The 17761-nt window shown below is 70.8% G+C and carries 16 protein-coding genes; 4 read left to right on the top strand and 12 right to left on the bottom strand.

Going from position 1 to position 17761, the window contains the following annotated elements; genetic code table 11:
- The first annotated feature begins 55 nt into the window (after positions 1-55).
- A complete protein-coding gene (locus BLT23_RS03135) occupies positions 56-442 on the top strand; it encodes a Rossmann-fold NAD(P)-binding domain-containing protein (RefSeq protein ID WP_143035797.1) in 387 nt (128 codons plus the stop codon).
- 382 nt (positions 443-824) lie between these two features.
- On the opposite strand, the gene BLT23_RS03130 is transcribed toward BLT23_RS03135, so the two are convergent.
- The gene (locus BLT23_RS03130; RefSeq protein ID WP_090045357.1) at positions 825-1601 is read right to left on the bottom strand and encodes a maleylpyruvate isomerase family mycothiol-dependent enzyme; all 777 of its coding nucleotides are present in this window, start codon (positions 1599-1601) and stop codon (positions 825-827) included.
- A 200-nt stretch (positions 1602-1801) separates the two neighbouring features.
- On the opposite strand from BLT23_RS03130, the gene BLT23_RS03125 reads away from it, so the two are divergent.
- A complete protein-coding gene (locus BLT23_RS03125; RefSeq protein WP_090045354.1) occupies positions 1802-2287 on the top strand; it encodes a hypothetical protein in 486 nt (161 codons plus the stop codon).
- A gap of 10 nt (positions 2288-2297) precedes the next feature.
- On the opposite strand, the gene BLT23_RS03120 is transcribed toward BLT23_RS03125, so the two are convergent.
- From BLT23_RS03120 to BLT23_RS03070, 11 genes are all read right to left on the bottom strand, one after another.
- Positions 2298-2936, bottom strand: a complete 639-nt coding sequence (locus BLT23_RS03120; protein WP_090045351.1) for a response regulator — start codon at positions 2934-2936, stop codon at positions 2298-2300.
- Positions 2933-3850, bottom strand: coding sequence for a sensor histidine kinase (locus BLT23_RS03115; protein WP_090045348.1), 918 nt, complete (start codon positions 3848-3850; stop codon positions 2933-2935). The genes BLT23_RS03120 and BLT23_RS03115 overlap by 4 nt, the downstream gene beginning before the upstream one ends.
- The gene (locus tag BLT23_RS03110; protein WP_090045345.1) at positions 3847-5178 is read right to left on the bottom strand and encodes a serine hydrolase domain-containing protein; all 1332 of its coding nucleotides are present in this window, start codon (positions 5176-5178) and stop codon (positions 3847-3849) included. The genes BLT23_RS03115 and BLT23_RS03110 overlap by 4 nt, the downstream gene beginning before the upstream one ends.
- A gap of 55 nt (positions 5179-5233) precedes the next feature.
- On the bottom strand, positions 5234-5728 hold the full coding sequence (locus BLT23_RS03105; RefSeq protein WP_090045342.1) for a MarR family winged helix-turn-helix transcriptional regulator: 495 nt from the start codon (positions 5726-5728) through the stop codon (positions 5234-5236).
- 45 nt (positions 5729-5773) lie between these two features.
- Complete coding sequence (locus BLT23_RS03100) at positions 5774-6172, bottom strand: hypothetical protein (protein ID WP_090045336.1); 399 nt, start codon at positions 6170-6172, stop codon at positions 5774-5776.
- Complete coding sequence (locus tag BLT23_RS03095; RefSeq protein ID WP_090045334.1) at positions 6169-10755, bottom strand: RHS repeat-associated core domain-containing protein; 4587 nt, start codon at positions 10753-10755, stop codon at positions 6169-6171. Before BLT23_RS03095 ends, BLT23_RS03100 begins: the two co-directional genes overlap by 4 nt.
- The gene (locus BLT23_RS03090) at positions 10755-11066 is read right to left on the bottom strand and encodes a type VII secretion target (protein ID WP_090045332.1); all 312 of its coding nucleotides are present in this window, start codon (positions 11064-11066) and stop codon (positions 10755-10757) included. Before BLT23_RS03090 ends, BLT23_RS03095 begins: the two co-directional genes overlap by 1 nt.
- An 18-nt stretch (positions 11067-11084) precedes the next feature.
- Positions 11085-11606 (bottom strand): YbaB/EbfC family nucleoid-associated protein, encoded by a 522-nt coding sequence (locus BLT23_RS03085; RefSeq protein WP_090045328.1) that lies wholly within the window; start codon positions 11604-11606, stop codon positions 11085-11087.
- Positions 11607-11723: 117 nt separating this feature from the next.
- Positions 11724-13001, bottom strand: a complete 1278-nt coding sequence (locus tag BLT23_RS03080) for a glycosyltransferase (RefSeq protein WP_090045325.1) — start codon at positions 12999-13001, stop codon at positions 11724-11726.
- Entirely contained in the window at positions 12998-15211 is a 2214-nt protein-coding gene (locus tag BLT23_RS03075; protein ID WP_281248816.1) for a glycoside hydrolase domain-containing protein, read from the bottom strand. The genes BLT23_RS03080 and BLT23_RS03075 overlap by 4 nt, the downstream gene beginning before the upstream one ends.
- Before the next feature lie 92 nt (positions 15212-15303).
- Positions 15304-16335 (bottom strand): zinc-dependent alcohol dehydrogenase, encoded by a 1032-nt coding sequence (locus BLT23_RS03070; protein WP_143035796.1) that lies wholly within the window; start codon positions 16333-16335, stop codon positions 15304-15306.
- A 72-nt stretch (positions 16336-16407) separates the two neighbouring features.
- Here BLT23_RS03070 and BLT23_RS03065 point away from each other — a divergent pair, with 72 nt between their 5' ends.
- Entirely contained in the window at positions 16408-16986 is a 579-nt protein-coding gene (locus BLT23_RS03065; protein WP_090045317.1) for a TetR/AcrR family transcriptional regulator, read from the top strand.
- 117 nt (positions 16987-17103) lie between these two features.
- A complete protein-coding gene (locus BLT23_RS03060; protein WP_090045314.1) occupies positions 17104-17658 on the top strand; it encodes a TetR/AcrR family transcriptional regulator in 555 nt (184 codons plus the stop codon).
- The last annotated feature ends 103 nt before the right edge of the window (positions 17659-17761 follow it).

Below are 17761 nucleotides of genomic sequence, written 5' to 3'. Positions count from 1 at the left end.
CGCTGATCGGCCGGACGTTGCCGTGGAGAAGGGCTTCTCGCCTACGGTTCCGCGCTTGTCCCACGACCAGCACCACGTCGCCGTCCTGGGAGCGGGCTGCCGTGTCGGCAGTAGCGACACGGTCGTGTTGCTCGGCGACGGACACGATGTCACGGCCACGGTGCGGGATCCGGATCGCCACCCAGGACTTCCCGCTGTACGAGGTGATGAGGGCGATATCCGCGAACTCTCACACCTTGTCGACATCGTCCACGGCGTGGCCGCGAGCATCCAGCGCCACACCGATCACGAGATCAACACCGCCGACCGGACCAGGGTCCGAGGCCAGCGCCAAGCCCTGGACCGAGCCGTGGGCAGCCTCTTGGAGAACGCCGCCGAGTTCGACAGGTTCGGTGCAGCGCCGATCGAGGTGGGGAACCGAATCAAGGTCAGCACTTCGTAGTCTGAGTTCAGAGTGACTGTTGACGTACCGCCATGGACGAAACTTTCGATTCAGGCGAACAGGGAGTTTCTCGACCGGCATTGCCGGTCCTCCGGAAAGGGAATGGGCCGACATCGGGCGCTCCTTTTCTACAAGGCCACGCGAGACATTCGCTTATATTGACCAAGGAACGAGCACGACACCGAACCGCGCGTAGCGGTCCTCACAGAGCTGCCACTGGTCGTGCTCGTCCTTGGCTGACCGGAACGACGCGGCGATCAATGCCATCACCACGGGTGGCTCGCTCGTCAACGAGCTTTGGATCTCCTCGTTCAGCCGTCAAATCTTGTTGCAACCCAGGTGACATCACCCTGGACTGCGACGTCCTGACCGTGAAACCACCTCAGAAGCCGGGGAAGACGCGACGCAGCTCCTCGAGCGTCACGTTGCCCTCGACGCTGACACCGTTGTCGTGAGGCGCCTTGAGACGGCCGTTGATCAGGCGGACGAACGCTTCCCGGGGCCCGTTGAACGTCGCGGAAGGTGAGTCGAGGCTGTCCACGACGGTGACCGCGTCGCCGTCGACCACCAGACCGGCGCCGGGGATCGCGACGGACACGGGGGCCGCGAGCTCGGCCGGCTTCGCGAAGAAGCCCAGCATGAAGCTCAGGGGTCCGGCCAGGAGGTCGACGAGCACCTCGGCCGAGTCGGTGTCCACGCCGGCGTTCGGGTCGAAGGCCACGCGCACGTCCCACGAGTGGTTGGCCACCTCGTTGAGGCGCATGCCCAGGGCGGTCACCAGCGGGACCGGCTCCGGCAGGAAGCCGAGGTCCACGGTCAGCGACGAGCGCTGCTCGGGCGTGAGCGCCTCGACCAGGTCGAGCCAGCGGCTGTTGTGCTCCAGGAAGCCCTCGGCCTGTGCTCGCGGCGCGGACGCGTCCCAGCGGGCCCAGATCGTCTGGTTGTCCTCGGCCTCCACGGGTTCCCCCGCGGCGCGGGCGATCGGTGCGCGGCCGATCTCCGCGCCGCTGCCGAGGTGGGAGAGGACCTGGGCGACGGTCCACTCCGCGGCGCCGCTGGCGGAGGCCAGCTGGTCGTCGGTGAAGGTGCGGACGAGAGCAGCGAGCGCGTCGTGCTCGGCGCGGAGGACGGTGATCGTGCGGTCGACGAGTTGACTCATACCGCTCCCAACTCTCAGGGCCTCGCAGGTGTTCCACCGATCGAAGGCGATGTGGGCACGCTGTCGCGAAATTCATCCGTCGGTGTCCGTTCGTGTTGCTGTCAGCGCAGTTCCGAACGGCAAAGAGATGGCCCGCGGCAACCACGAGGTGCGAACATGCACGCTGCGCCGGACGAAAGGCGCCGGACTTGGGGGAACGAGTGAGAACGAAGGTCGCTGCCGTGCTCGCGGGACTCGCGTTCGTAGCCGCATGCGGGCCGGACGTGCCGGCGGGACTGGCCGACAAGGTGGAGTCGGCCTGTCCCGGGCTGCTGAAGGCGGAACCGCTGGCGGTCATCACGAAGGGTCTCACGGTCTCGCAGGTGGAGTCCGCGGGACCCGACGGCTGCCGGGTCTTCGTCTCCACCGGGCAGATGGTGCTCAGCCTGGGGCTCGTCGCCTACCCGAGCCAGGAGGAGTCGGAGCGCCTCACGCCGATGCTCTGCGCCAGCGGGACCCTGGATCCCGAGACCAGGTCCTGTGAGGCCGGTCAGCCCGATTCCAAGGAGCTGTCGGTCCACGCCGTCGCCGGGCGGTGGAACGTCCGGGTGCACGTGTACGAGGTGCCCGTCGACGACGAGATCAAGGCAGCGGTGCAGCGGATCATCGAGGACCTGCGGAGTTCCGACAAGGTCAAGAACGCCTGATCCTGTGCGGTCACTCGGTGATGCCGGCTTCGTAGGCGGTGATGGCCGCCTGCACGCGGTTCTGCACGTCGAGTCCGCGCAGGATCGCGGACAGGTGCGCCTTCACCGTGCCTTCCGCGAGGTGCAGGCGCGCCGCGATCTCCTGGTTCGACAGGCCCTGTCCGACGAGGGTCAGCACGTCCCGCTCGCGCGGGGTGAGTGCCTCCACCTTGCGTTTGGCGGCTGCCGGCCGGGTCAGGCCCGAACGGAGGCCGGTGAGGACGCGGCGGGCGACTCGGGGTGACAGGTAGGCGGCGCCTTCGGCCACTGCTCTTACCGCGATCAGCAGTTCTCGCGGGTCGGCTGCTTTGAGCAGGAAGCCGCTCGCGCCGTCTTCCAAAGCCCGTGCCACGTAGTCGTCCTCGTCGAACGTCGTCAGCATCACCACGGGGGCGACGTCGCGGAGCTCGCGGGCCGCTGCGAGGCCGTCGAGGTGGGGCATGCGGATGTCCATCAGCACCACGTCCGGCTGGTGTGCGTGCGTCAGTTCCACCGCGGCACGGCCGTCGCCTGCCTGCGCCACCACGACGATCTCGGGATCTGTCGCCAGCACGGCCGCGAGTCCTGCCCTGATCATGGCCTCGTCGTCGGCCAGCAGCACCCTGATCACGTCAGCGGCACCCGTGCGATCAGCGTGAACTGCCCGTCCTCCGCCGTGACCTCCAGCTCGCCGCCCAGCAGCCGCAGGCGCTCCTCCAGTCCCGCGAGGCCGCTGCCCCTGCCCACCTGACCCGTCAACGGATTCCGCACCTCCAGCGTCACCAGCCGCTCCGCGACCGTCATCGTCATCGTCACCGGCTCCCCCTGCGCGTGGCGGGCCGCGTTCGTCAGGGCCTCGCGGGCCACCCGGCGCAGGGCCTGGCCAGGCGCGTCGGGCAGGTCGGTGAGGCCGGTGAGCTTCACGGACATGCCCGCGTCACGGGCGTTCGCCACCAAAACCTCGACCGGTGGCACGTCGTCCCGTTCCCGCAGCACGGCGATCGACTGGCGCAGGCGGTCCGTCGCCTCCACCGCCGACGCCCGCACCGCGCCTGCCGCGCGGGCGTCCTCGGGGTTCAGCGCCGGTGACAGTTCGAGTGCGCCTGCTCGCAGGGCGATCAGCGCGAGGTCGTGGCCGAGCGAGTCGTGCAGCTCCGCCGCCAGCCTGCCCCGTTCCTGCAGCCGTGCTCGTTCGGCGACGTGTTCCTGCTCGCGTTCCAGTTGCCGCACACGTTCCTGTTCGGCCAGCACCAAGAGCGCCTGCTGCCGCCGGTAGCGGCCGGCGAGCCAGGGCAGCACGACCGTGATCGCCAGGACCAGCAAGACCGACGACACCTCGGTGAAGTCCAGGATCGCCACGGCCGCCGTGCCGGCGACCGTGACTCCGGTGAGGACCTGCCAGCCGAAGCGGGCGTCGACGTGTCTGCCGTGCAGGTACGCGAGCACCGCCAGCACCATCCAGCCGCACACCTGCCACACCGGCAGGCCGCCCTCCGTGTTCAGTCCGCCGACCAGCCCGAGGACGGCGAGGAGCCCGAGTCTCACCGGACCGACACTAGCCGCACGACGCGTGCCGTGATCACCGCGATCCCGGCCAGGGCGGCGACGGCGAGCGTGATCGTCAGCGGCAGCGCGAAGTACCAGAGCTGCGACCACAGCACCGTCCGGCCCGAGCTGATGAACGACACGGCCTGCGGGTACGACACGAACAGCAGTGCGGGCAGCGCCACGGCCACCAGGCGCGCGGCGGTGAGCCACGAGCGGCGTCCACGCCTGCGTTCTGCCCAGCGCCTTGCCCTCACCACGCCGAGCACGCCGAGCGCGACGGACAGCAGCCCGAAAGCGGCGAGCATCCAGTCCACGAGCTGGCGTGTGTTGTCGGGCTCCGCGGGTGCCTCACCGCGGCTCAACGCGATCAGCCCGGCCAGGATCGTGCTGGTGTCGTCGACGAGCGCGGCGCCGTTGGTCATCACGGCGTAGCCGTAGCCGGTCTCGGGGTCGATGGCCTGGATCGCGTTGTAGGTCCACAGGTTTCCGCTGTGCACGAGCAGGCCGTTGCCGTCGGGCTGCCAGCCCATGCCGTAGTCGTCCACGTCGGACGGTTCGTGCATGGTGGCGAGCGACTCGGCGGAGAACGGGCCGTGGCCGTTCTGCGCGACGAGCCAGCGGCCCATGTCGTGCGCGGTCGTGACCACCGTGCCCGATCCGCCGACCGCCGGGCCGTCGCCGAGCTCGGGGCGGTCGAACCAGACGCCGTAGAGCGAGTTGAACCCGTTCGGCGCGTCGCCGCCCGCCAGGCTGTCGTGCATGCCGAGCGGTTCGAACACGTGCCGGCGCAGGTAGTCCTCGTAGGACTCGCCGGAGAGCACCTCGACCAGTCGCGCGGCGACGTTGTAGTTGACGTTGCTGTAGGCGAACCGCGTGCCCGGCTCGGCGGCGTTGACGGGTGGCAGGAGCCCCACGTAGTCGGCGAGCGTCCGCGCCTCGGTCAGCTTCGCGATGTCGACGGAGTTGTCGGAGATGCCGGAGGTCTGGTTCAGCAGGTGGCGCACGGTGATGCGCGGCGGCAGTTGCGGGAGGTGGTCGTGCACCTCGTCGTCCAGCTCGACGCGCCCGTCCTCCACGAGCGTCATCACGGCGGCGGCGGTGAACGACTTGCTGACCGAGGCGACCCGCATCGGGGTGTTCTCGGTGACGGCGTTGCCGTGCGCGTCGTGGCCTGCGCCGGTGGCGTGCACGACCTTGTCGCCGTGGGTGACCACGACCGCGACGCCGGGCAGTCCCGTCGCGTCGAGGGCCCGGTCGAGGTAGGTGTCGATCGTCGCCGGAGCCGGGAAGAGGGCCAGCACCAAGCCGGCCGCGAGTGTCCTCATGGACCGCAACGCTAGGGATCAGCGGGGTGGCGCCGGATCCGCCGATCGACCACGGTCATCCCCGACGATGGTCAGGGGTGCCGCGCTCGCCGTCGACCCGGTCGGCGACCTGGCGGCCGATGTCGCGCAACGCCGTCACCTGAGCGGAGCTGAGCGTGTCGAAGACGTACCGCCGGACCGTCTCGACGTGGCCGGGAGCCGCCTGCTCGACCAGCGTCATGCCCTCGTCGGTCAGCGTGGCCTCGATGTAGCGGCCGTTCTCGGCGGACGGCGCCCGCGTGATCCAGCCACGGCTCTCCAGGCGCTTGGCCACATTGGACAGCCGCGTGCTGGAACAGTTCACGTGCTGCGCCAGCTCGCTCATCCGCAGACGACGGCCGGGCGACATCGACAACGCGCCCAGCACCAGGTACTCGAAGAACGAGATGCCGCTGTCACGCTGCAGCTGGGCGTCGATCTCACCCGGCAGCCTGATCATCAACCAGGCCAGCGACATCCAGGCGTCGTGCTCTTCCGGCGTCAGCCACCGCGGTTCGTCCCGGCCATCCACTCCCCGATCCTACGACGACCGGGGAGAACGCCCTGGCCGCGCCTCTCAGCCGCCGAAGCGGTCGTGCGCGTCGAACTCGCCGAAGTCGTCCTGCAGCCAGCCGAGGTCCCGCCACGTCCCCGAGCCGTCGAGCGGCCCGTCGTAGACGATCTCCAGGTAGCTGCCGCGCTGGTCGTCCAGCCGCAGCCGGCGGCCCCTGCTGTAGAGGAACAGCGTCGCGCTCACGTGGGGTTTTCCGTCGTAGTGCTCCATGCCGAGCACCGCCTCCCACCCCACCTGCAAGGGCCCGGACGGCTCCGGTCCGCGCACGAGGCAGGAGAACGCCTCCTCCATCTCGGTCGCGTTCACCACCGTCGCCCGGTCGCCGAGGTGGGCGGCGAGGCCGACGGTCAGGGCGTCGATCGCGGGCCTCCAGCGGCCCGCGGGGCTGTTCTCGACCGTCACGGCCAGTCGTTCCTCTCCCAGCGCTCCCGGTTGGGGTACACCACTTCGTTCACGCCGTTGCCCGTCCTGACCTCGACGAAGCTCGGGTTCCCCGCCCACTGCTCCGGGTCCACCGCTCTCGGGTTCGAGGTCCTCGTGTCGACCAGACCATAGGCGGTGATGACCGAGTTCTTGTTGCCCGCCTCGGTGATCACGACGGAGCCGTTGCTGTAGTAGACGTCGACCTCGCGCGTGTACGGCTGGCCGGTGTGGTGGTTGGTGCCCTGGTAGTGGCCGCTGAAGACGCGGTCGGGGTTGTTCAGCAGCTGCGCCTGCACCTGCGGGCTGACGCCGTGCTTCGACGCCGCGTGGCCGGGACGTCCACCGGGGTACGGGGGTGGTGCGCCGTGCAGCTCCCCCGGCGTGACCTGCCGCTGGAAGTTGTTGAACCGCTCGCACATCGTGAGACCGAGCGGGTCGATGAACCTCAGCGGGTTCGTGGTGTAGGCGTACGGGTTCGGGGACGGGCCCAGTCCCAGCGGGTCCGGGGTGAGGTACTGGCCGGTGTCCGGGTTGTAGTACCGGAACATGTTGTGGTGCAGGCCGGTTTCCTGGTCGTGGTACTGGCCGGGGAACCGCAGCGGGCACCACGCCTGGTGCTCGTCGGCCGGCACGCCGAACGCGGTGGTCGTGGACCGCCAGGCGACGCGGCCGCCGGGGTCGACGAGCTCGCGCACGCTGCCGAGGTGGTCGGTGACGACGTGGTGGAACCGGGGGCCGTCCTGCGCCGTCCGTTCGACCTGGACCACGGGCCGGGCCGTGGCGGGTTCGACGCTCCAGGTGGTGACGACGCCCGCGGCGTGCTGCTCGGCGAGCTGGACGCCGTCCCAGGTGAACTCGACGCGCAGGATCTCGGTGGTCCGGTCCGGCGCGTGGCGGACCTTCGCGCAGCGGCGGCCCAGCGGGTCGTAGTGGTAGCGCCACAGGTCGCCGTCCGGGGTGCCGACCTCGACCAGCTGGTCGTCGGCGTTCCACGTGTAGCGCCAGGTCCGGACCCGGCCGGAGAGGGTGCGGCGGCGCATCTCGACGACGCGGCCCTGCGCGTCGTGGGCGTAGGTGGTGCGGCCTGCGCTGCGGACGAGGCCCTGCTGGAACGTCCGAGGGCCCCTGGCGTCGTTGTCCGGCAGTCCGTCGGCGTGGGTCAGGTTGCCGGCCGGGTCGTAGCTGTAGCGCTCGGCGCCCGCCGGGCCGAGGACGGCGGTGAGCCGGCCGAGGACGTCGTGCTCGAACCTGCGCCCGCCGCGCTGCGCGTCGTCCTCGGCAGCGAGGGACCCGTTCTGCCGCCAGTGGAAACGCCGCTGCAGCGCCGCCGGTGCGTTCGGCACCAGCAGGTTCTGCTCGGCGAGCCGGCCCATCGGGTCCCAGCGCTGCGCCAGGGTCACGCCCGCGTCGAGCCTGCGGGCGGTCTCCCTGCCGAGCTGGTCGCGGTCGAACGCGACGGTGCGGCCCGCGGTGCGCAGGACGGCGAGCCGTCCCGCCGGGTCGTAGGACAGGTCCTCGACCGCGCCGGAGGGCGTGATCCGGCGGACCCGGCGACCGCCGGGGTCGTAGCCGAACCGCAGGGCGCGGCCGTTGAACGACTCGGCGAGGACGGTGCCCGCCGTGTCCCTGTCGACGGTCAGCGTGCCCGCCTGGTTGACCGCCGAGACGAGCAGGTCCTGCGGGTTGTAGGCGTAGGTGGTGTCGCCGTCGTCGGCGTGCCGCAGCACGACCTTGCCGAGCTGGTCGTACTGGAACGAGACGGTCTGGCCGGCACCGTTGGTGCGCGACGTCAGCTGCCCGGCGGCGTCGTAGGTGTAGCTGGTGGTGCGTCCGCTGAAGTCGCGTTCCGCGACCAGGTTCCCGGCCGGGTCGTAGGTGTAGGTCCAGGTGGCGCCGACGGCGTTCGTCACGGCGGTGACGCGCTGCTCGGTGTCGTAGGTGAAGGTGGTCGAGCGCACGCCGTCCGGCGTGATCACGGCGCGGGGCAGGCCGAAGTCGCCCACCTCGATCACGGTCCGGCCGCCGTCGGCGTCGGTCCGCGCGACCAGGTTGCCCTCGCCGTCGTAGCGCCACGTGCGGGTGGCGCCGTCCGGGTCGACGCGGGAGGCGAGCTGGCCTTCCACGGTCCAGCCGTAAACGGTCCTGGCGCCCAGCGGGTCGATCACCGAGGACGGCCGCCCGAACAGGTCGCGGACGTACTGGTGCGCGTTGCCCAGCGGGTCGACGACGACCATCGGCAGGCCCGCGCCGTTGGTGACGATCCGCGTCCGCGCCCCGGACGGGTCCGTGATCCCGACGAGGTGTCCCCGTCCGTCGTACTCGGCCCTGGTGACCGCGCCCGCCCGGTCGGTGATCACGACCAGGTTGCCGCGCTCGTCGTACTCGTAGGTGTTGGCGACGCCCGCCGCGTCGGCGACCCTGCTCGGCAGGCCGAGGGCGTTGTACTCGGCGCGCAGCACGGAACCGTCGGCGCGGACGACCTCGGTGCGCCGTCCCTCGGCGTCGTAGTGGCACCGGGTGGTGCGGCCGAGCGGGTCCTCGCTGGACAGCAGCCGGTCGTAGCGGTCCCAGTCGAACCGCGACGTCGCGCCGAGCGGGTCGACGGTCCGCACGATCTGGCCCAGGTGGTTGAAGTGGAACTCCGAGCGGTGGCCCAGGGAGTCCTCCACGACCGTGACCCGCTGGCCGTAGTGGAACGTGGCGTTGAGGATGCCCGCGGTGCCCTCGGTGCGGACGACCCGTCCCGCGGTGTCGAAGACGTAGCGGTAGCGCGTGTCGTTGCGGTCCCGCCAGGCGGTGATGCGGCCGTCCGCGTCGTAGGTGAACCGCTGCGGCAGGCCGGAGGCGTTGACCACCTCGCTGAGGTCGCCCGCCTCGTCGTAGCGGTAGCGCATCAGCACGACGTCGTCGCCGCCCGGTTCGGGGTTCAGCAGCCACAGCGCGATGATCCTGCTGCCGTTGTGCTCCACGGCGACGCGGTACCCACCGGAGTGCCGGATCTCCACCGGCAGACCGGCTTCGTCGGCCAGGAAGTCGACGCGGTTGCCGTTGCGGTCGGTGATGGCGCTCAACGGCAGCTGCCCGTGGTCACCCGCGAAGTGCAGCGTCTCCCCGGTGTCCTGGGTGATCGTCAGCGTGCCGTCGGGTCCGGTGTTCAGCGGCCACCGCGGTCCCTCCAGCGGCAGCACCGCAACGCCCGGCGACACCGGCGGGTAGACCAGGAGGACGCCGTCCGCCCCCGCGAAGCACACGCCGTCCCGGTCGACCTCCAGCCGCTGGTCCACGGTGGACGCCCACGACCGTCCGAACAGGCGGCCGGAGCGGTACGAGGAGATGTGCGTGCGGCGCAGGACGAGCGGGAGCACGCCCGGCAGCAGCACGTCGGTGTGGGTGACGAACATGTGCCCGCTCACCACGTCCACCGGGTCGCCGCAGCCGGTGCGCCGGTCGGCCTGCTGCGCGGTGGTGCGCGCGTCACCGGTCTGCTCCCGGATCGGTCCGGGCTTGCCGGTGGTGGTGCTCGACGGTGTGGTCGTGCCGGACGGTGTGGTGGTGCCCGGCGGGTTCGCCGGCGACGGTGCGGTCGTGTCCGGTGTGGACGATGGGGTCGTGGCCGAGCTGGGCGTTGTGGTGGAGCTGGGCGTGGTGGTGGAGCTGGGGTTCGTGGTCGAGCTCGGGCTCGTCGAGTCCGGCGTCGTGGTGGAGCTGGGCGTGGTCGTCGAGCTGGGCGTGGTGGTCGAGCTGGGCGTCGTGGCCGAGCTCGGGGTGGTCGCCGAACTCGGGGTGGTGCTGCCGTCCGACTTGCGCATCAGCTTGGCGAGCTTGGCGATGATCTCGTCGAGCTTGCTGATGACGGCGCGGATGCGCGGGGCGACGTTGCCGATCGTCCTGACCAGCTTGCGCACCAGGTCGGAGACCTTGCTGACCACCCTGGCGATGGCGGAGGTGGCCTGCGCGACGACGACCGGGGTCGCGAGGCCGAGCGTCGCCGCCAGCTCGAGCGCCCACGAGATCAGCTTGCCGACCAGTTCCCCGACCATGTCGCGGATGAACTCGCGGACGAACGACACGACCTCGCCCATGATCATCACACCGGCCGAGATCCCGTCCGCCAGCACGGCCGCCCCGGCGACCGCGTCCGCGGTCTCTGCGGCGTGACCGCGGTAGGCGTCGGCCGCGGCACCGGTCCAGCCCGCGGTGTCGGCCTTGGCGTTGTTGCCCAGCTCCGCGGCGACCGCGTTGACCTCCTTGGCCACGTTCGCCCAGGTCTCGGAGAACGACTGGATCACCGGCGGGTTGCCCGCGAACCAGTCCAGCGCGTCCTTCAGCGGCCGGACGTGCTCGATCAGCCAGGAGACGCCGTAGGAGGCGAGCGTGCCGAGCGGGTCGATCACCATCGACAGCACTTCGAGCCCGACGCCCGCCGCGGACAGCCCCGCCTCGACCCAGTCCCCGTTGCTCAGCCCGTGCGCGAGCCCCTGGGCGGACTCCGCGATGCCGATCCCGGTGACCGCGGTCGTGGTGTCCTGCGGCTGCGCGATGAGCGGGTTCCCCTCCGCCATCACATCGTCCTTTCGATGCCCGTCATCGACGCGGCCGTCGCGGCATCGGCGGACTCGTACTGCTCGGCGGTGTCACGGACCTTCACGGCGGTCTCGGAGACCGCCTCCGCGGCCTGCCGCAGGGCGCGCACGCCCAGTTCCTCGAAGGGCTGCAACATCATCGCGAACGACTGGCACACCACGCCGTAGGCGCTGTTGTCCATGGCCACCGCGTTGGCCGCGTCAGCAGCCGTCCGCAACCGGCCGGCCAGCGCCTCCACCTTGCCGGCGTGGGAGACGAGCTCCCCGCTCAGCACCTCGTACCCGCTCATCGGACACTCCCCCGTGCGTCATCTGAGGATCGACTCGCCACCGAAGTCCCCGTCGTCGCCGTCGTCCGGCCGCGGCGACCGGCGTGGCGGACGAGGCGGCGGCGGGGCCTGCCGCTCGTCCTCCTCGATGTCCCCGATCCGCCTCGTGGTTCCCGCCGGGGGCGGTTCCTCGTCGACCGGCGCGGGGAAGTTCGCCTCCGCTGTGGCGACGACGTGCCGGCCGGCCGGGTCGTCGCCCACGGTCTGCGCCACGATCTCGGCCAGCGCCCGCGGGTACTTCGACTGCGCCTTGCGCATCGCGGCCATGACGCTCGCGGCGATCTCGGCCGGGGACATGCTCTTGACCCGGTCGGTCATCGCGACGTCCGTCGGCAGGCCGTTGTTCCCCACGGTCACGCTCACCGCGCCGTCCGCCGCGGACGCGGTGATCCTGACCTCGGCCACGCGCTCGGCCATCGCCTGGAACCTCGCCGCCTTCTCGACGGCGTTCCGCTCCCAGTCGTCGATCATGTTCCGGGTGTCCGACAAAGGATCGCTCATAGCCCGCTCCGCACGCCCCCGTGGTGGAACCGCCCAGCTCCGCGACTGACCGCCCGACCGTACAAGGCGAGGACCGCACCCCGCAGGCGTTTCGAGACCCTCAGGCCGGTCCCGGCGTCATCCGGTCAGGGCCACGGGGGGAACGGGTGGGGAGAAGAGGCTGTCGAACACCTGGACCCGGTCGAAGGCCAGCGCGTGCTCGCGTGCCCGGTCCGCCATGAGCCGCCGCTCCCCCGCCGGCATGGCGAGCACCACGCGGTCGATCGCGGCGGCGATGTGGGTGGCGTTCCCGGCTTCCACGAGGATGGCCGTGTCCCCCACCGCCTCGCCGACGCCCCCGGTGGTGGTCGTGATCACCGGCCCGCCGCCCGCGAGCATCTTCTCGGTCAGCGCGATGCCGAAGGTCTCGACGAACTCCGGTTCGGGCTTGGTCGGCAGCGCGTAGACGGCACAGCCGTTCATCAGCAACGGCTTCTCCTCGTCCTCCACGTCGGTGAGGAAGAGGACCCGGTCGTCGTCGCGGGTGATCGCACGGAGGTGCTCCAGCTCGGGCCCGTTGCCCGCGATCACGAGCTTCACCCGTGACCGCGCCTGACACCGGGCGAACGCCTCCACGAGGTCGTAGATGCCCTTGGCCCGTGTCACCCGGGACAGGAACAGCACGTACCCGTCGCGTTCCAGGCCGCGTCGCGCCAGTGCGGCGTCCACGGCCGCCGGGTCGAGGTCGAGGTAGGCCGAGGTGTCGATCGGCGGGTAGCTGACCGAGATCCGGCGCACGCACTGGCGGGCGAACCGGGTGCCGCAGTGCGCGTCGACGGCCTCCGCGCAGGCGATGATCTCCTGCTTGGTGTACTCCGACACCGCGATCACCTGGTCGTTGGCGAGGAACCGGGTGAACAGGACCACCGCGGCACCGAACCGTCCGTCTCGCAGGCACGAGCGGATCACGTTGGTGACGTCCGAACCGACCGCCTTCGCGATGGTGTGGACGTCGGGCGCGTAGCCGGCCGCGCGTGCCGCGTCGACGGCGTCACGCACCACGGCATCGTGCGGCGCGAGGTACATCGACACGCACGTGGTCGGGACCGGTTCGGCGAGCAGCTCGACCAGGCGTCCGGTCAGCCCGGCCAGGTGACGGCCGTCGGGCACGCGGTAGTCGCCGACCGGCTCCGGCCGTTCCACGGTGATGCCCGCGCTGTAGGGCAGGATGCGGTCCAGCGGCTTGAGCGGCAGTCCCGCCGCCTGCAGCACGGGGATCGGCCACGTCAGCAGCCGGACGTCGTCGAAGCCGCGGGTGAGCGCGACCTCCGCCAGGTTGCGGGCTTCTCCCGAGTGACCGCAGATGACCGGGTCGGCCCTGACCACGATGACCAGACGGCGGTGTGGCCTGCTCATGGGCGAGCCCCCTTTCGGAACGGGTCGGACACCGACGGCGGAAGGATCTTCTGGCCCCAGTCCGAGGGACGCGGGCCGAGCTCGAGCAGCAGCTGCCCGCCCGCGTGGAGGTCGGTCGCGCGCAGGTGCGCCGCCTCCAGCGGTGTGCCGTTCAGCCGGGCCGACCGCACGTACTGCGGTGGCGGGTCCGCGTCCAGCCCGTCGGAGCTGATGGACGTCTCGCGGTGTCCCCGCGTCTCGATGACGAAGTCGCGGTCACCGAGGTGCAGCGTGGCGCGGCTGAAGGCGGGCGCGTTGACGAGGAACAGGTTCTGCCCGGCGACCGGGAAGAGACCGAGCGAGGCCCACACGTACCACGAGCTCAGCCCGCCCGAGTCGTCGTTGCCCGGCAGGCCGCCGCGGCCGGTGCCGAACTGCCACGTCAGCGCCGCGTGCACGACCTCGGCCGTGCGGTCGGGCCTGCCCGCGTAGTGGTAGGACCACGGCGCTTCCATGTCCGGCTCGTTGTTCAGCCCCTCGAACCGGTTCAGCAGGTAGCCGGCCGCCATCTCCGCGGCGCTCGGCCGCTTCCCCGGCTGCGTCACGGGTGGGGCGCCGTAGCCGAAGAACGCGTCGAGCGTGCCGACGAAAGCCTCGTTCCCGCCGACCATCGCGATCCGCGCGGCCATGTCGTGCAGCAGCCGGAACGAGTAGTTCCACTTGCCGCCCTCGTAGAACGACGAGTCGACGAGCAGACCGGTGTCCGGGTCGAACGCGTTGGACCACAGGTGGCTGCGCGCGTCGAGGTCGTCGGCGAGCTGGACGTCGTTCAGCGCCCTGGCCACACCGGCGGTGCAGTGACAGGCGTAAGCGAGGTCGAGGGTGTGCGAGATCGGGTGCACGACGCCGTGCTCGTAGAAGTCCTCGCCGTACATCCGGCGCAGGTCGTCGTACATGTGCACCAGCGCCCAGGCCCAGTCCAGGTCGCCGAGCCCGAGGGCGTGCACGTCGGCCAGCGCGGTGTGGACCAACGCGCTGGCCTGCCGGAAGAACCTGTCCGCGCCGCGGGCCATCCGGTAGCCGATCGGGAAGTTGCCCTCCTCCTCGCAGACCCGGATCAGCGACTCCAGCAGGTCGACCGCCCGGTCCGGGCAGAGCGCCATGAGCAGCGGCAGCTGGGTCTTGTAGATGTCCCACATCGTGCAGATGTCGAACACGAAAGGCCCGGAGGACGGCCAGAACGGGCTCTCGTCGTCGGCGAAGCACGGCTTGACCAGCGAGTGGTACAGGGCCGTCGCGAACACCTGCCGCCTGGCCGGTGACCCGCCCTCGACCTCCACCCGCCCCACGTGGTCGCGCCACCGGTCCCCGGTCCGCGCCCGCACCACGTCGAACGACTGCGCCTCGTCGCCGCATTCGCGGTAGAGGTTCTCCTTGGCCTGCTCACAACCGCGCAGTGAGAACCCGATCTGGATCTCGACGCTCTGCCCCGCCGTCGTGGGCCCCATGTAGAGCATCCCGAAGGGGCGCAACGTGGTCTGCCTGATGCGGTCGAAGTCGAGCCGCGTGCCGCCCTCGATCAACCGCCGGTCGTGCCACAGCATCTGCCGCCAGCCGGGGCTGTCGACCCTGATGTACACCGACAGCGGCACGCCTTCGACCACCACCGTGCCCTGGGCCCGGCCGTTGCCGAGACTTTCCACGTGCGCCCGCAACGGCACCGTGCGGCCGAGGTCGATGGCGAGCCCGCCGCACGACAGGTCTACGACGAGCCGGGCACTGCGGTGCTCGGGGAAGACGTACCGGTGGACGGCGACCTTGGCGCCGACGGTGACCTCACAACGGATGCCGGTGTCGAGGGTGGCCGCGTAGTAGCCCGCCTCCGCCGTCTCGTCGTGCAGCGGCCACGCCTGGCCCAGGACGTCCAGCGGCTGCACCATCGGGGTCACCCGCACGTAGTTGTAGTACTTGCGGATCGCACCCGTGCCGGACTGCTGGAAGTGCGTGAAACCGGACGCCTGCATCCGGTCGAACAACTCCTCGGGCTGCCCCTCGGTGTTCTTCATGTAGAGGCCGTACCCGGTCGGGTAGGCACCGGAGTAGGCGCAGGCGGACACCATGCCCAGCGGGGACGTCGCGCCGGGGTGCGTGTTGCCGACCTGCGCTTTCGGCCACCACCAGGTGGCCGCCAGCCCCTGCGCCGCTGGCAGTGAGGTGGCAGCCGTGCCGATGAATGGATCAATCTCGTCGAAGATGTCCAGACAGTAGGTCGCACCGCCGTCGCGTTGGTTTCCACGACATGAACAAGCGTGTCCGCATCACATCAGGAACCGCCGCGCTCGCTCCGGACGAAGACCGGTTTGACCGCCGGTGGGTCCAGCAGCACCTCGACGGCGTCGTCGTGGTCGAACGGACCGGCCAGGACCGGAGACGGGTCCAGCGTCCCGTTCCCGATGTGCCGCAGCACAGCGGAAACGTGCGGACCGGCGTGCGGTGGCCCCATGACGAGGTTGATGCCCGTCGCGTACAAGGAGAAGTACGGAAGCCGCGGTTCGCCGAAGTAGACGGACCGGACGACGCACGTGCCGCCCGGCCGGGTGGAGAGCACGGCGCACCGGAAGCCCGCGGTCGCGGCGGAGGCGTCCACGACGAGGTCGAACCGGCCGTCGAGCCGGTCGGGATAGGTGTCCGCGGCGACGACGTTCGCGCCCGCCGCAGCGGCCTTGGCCCGTCGCCCTTCGTCGACGTCGAGGTAGGTGACCTTCGGCGCGCCCAGCGCGATGGCGCTCAGCACCGCGAGCAGGCCGAGGCTTGCCGTTCCCCCGACCACGAGGACCTCGGCGTCCGGCTGGGCGGCGAGCGTCGGCCGGACGGCCTGGAAGGCGTCGGTGAGGTTGTCGGCGGCCGACGCGGCCAGGAACGGATCGACGCCTTCCGGTAGGGGCGTGAGGTTGTACCGGGCCCAGGGAACGCGGACCAGTTCGTCGAACAACCCGCCCCAGTGGCCCCCGATGCTCGTGCCGAAGGAGGCCAGAGGCGGCACCGACGCGCACGAGCCCGGCAGGTCGCGCCGGCAGTTCTCGCAGGTGCCACAACTGATGTGCCACGGCACGACCACCCGCTGACCCACCTGGAACGGCGAGTCGTCGCCGGGGTCGACGATGACGCCGACCGCCTCGTGGCCGAGGGCGAACGGCGTCTCGAACGGAGCGGGCGAGCTGACCAGCCTGCGGTCGAGGTCGCAGGCGGCGGACGCGATCGGCCGCACGAGGGCGTCCGTCGGGGCGGACAGCCGGGGCTCCGGCCGGTCCTGCCAGCCGAGGTCCCCCGGACCGTTGAGGATGAGGCTTCGCACGGTATCCCCCACTATTAGACGCTGCTCTCTAGAGAACGCACTCTAGAGAGCGGCTGCCGTATCTTTCAACCCATGCCGCGCCTCGTCCACGACACGTCAGCGATGCTCGACGCGGCGGTCCGGCTGCTCGCCGCCACCGGAAGCGCCGACGGGATCACCGTCGCGGGCGTGATCCGGGAGGCGGGCGTGTCCAGCGGCTCCGTCTACCACCGGTTCCCCACCCGAGCGGCACTGCTCGCCGCGGTCTGGAACCGGGCGGCCGAGAGCTTCCACGCCGAGCTGTACGACCTCTTCTCCGGCGAACCCGTGGCCGCCGCGGCCACCCTCGGCAGCCGGACGGTGTCCTGGTGCCGCGCCCAGCCGGAGAACGCACGGGTGCTGCTGGCCGGTCTCGGCTCCTTCGAACCCGCGTCCTGGCCCGAGGAGAGCCGAACCCGGCGAGAGGCCGAGCAGGCGCGCTGGGACGAGCACGTCCGCGGGCTGGTGACCGGCCTCAAGCGGGTGACCGGGCGCAGCACCGCCGAGATTCTTCTCGTCGCGGTCGACCTGCCCTATGCCGCGGTACGCCGGTATCTCAGTGCCGGACGGGAGATCCCGGCCAGTCTCGACGGCATCGTGGAACACCTGATCCGGTCGCAGCTCACGCCGTGAAGTGCTCACTTCGATCAACACTGAAGCCATGGCCAGACCCAGGCCGCCCATTAAACGAACACCCTGTCCGGTAAGCTGGGAGCCCGCACCGCAGGTCGACCGGAAGAGGGCGCGCACATGACCGAAGAGCTCGCGACCGGCAAGCGGGTCGACGCCAGGCGGAACCGCGCCAAGATCCTCGACGTCGCCCGCGAGGCGCTCGCGGAGACCGGTGACCTCCCGTCGATGGCGGAGATCTCCCGGCGCGCCGGGGTCGGCATGGCCACCCTCTACCGCAACTTCCCCGGCAGGCCGGAGCTGGTCGAGGAGCTGTACCGCTCGCAGGTCGACGACATCTGCGCCTCGGCGACGGCGGCCGGTGGCGACACGGCCGGTGAGGCGCTGTTCTCGTGGCTCGGACGCTTCCACGCCGCCGGGGCGCGCAAGGGGCCGCTCGCGATGTTGCTCCTGGAGGACTCCGGCGGCGACAGCGCCGTGCTCAACGAAAGCCGGGCACGTGTGGTCGCCGCGGCGCAGCCCCTCTTCGACGCCGCCGCGAAGAGCGGCCAGGTGCGGGACGACGTGTCCCTCGGCCAGGTTCTCGACGCCGTCGTCGCCCTGGAGCGGGTGCGGGAGGACCCGTCCTCCAAGACCTCGATGGTCCAGGTGCTGTTCGACGGTCTTCGCAGGTAGAGGCGGACATACGCGAGTCTTCTTGCAAACGGACAGCCTCTCCACTACTTTGTGGAGAGGCTGTCCGTTTGCTTCGGGCAGTGGCCACACCCCCGAGAACGAG

The sequence above is a fragment of the Lentzea fradiae genome, from assembly GCF_900100955.1.
Taxonomy (GTDB): Bacteria; Actinomycetota; Actinomycetes; order Mycobacteriales; family Pseudonocardiaceae; genus Lentzea; species Lentzea fradiae.
The sequence above is the reverse complement of the archived record's forward strand: the minus strand, read 5'-3'. Positions and strand labels throughout refer to the sequence as shown.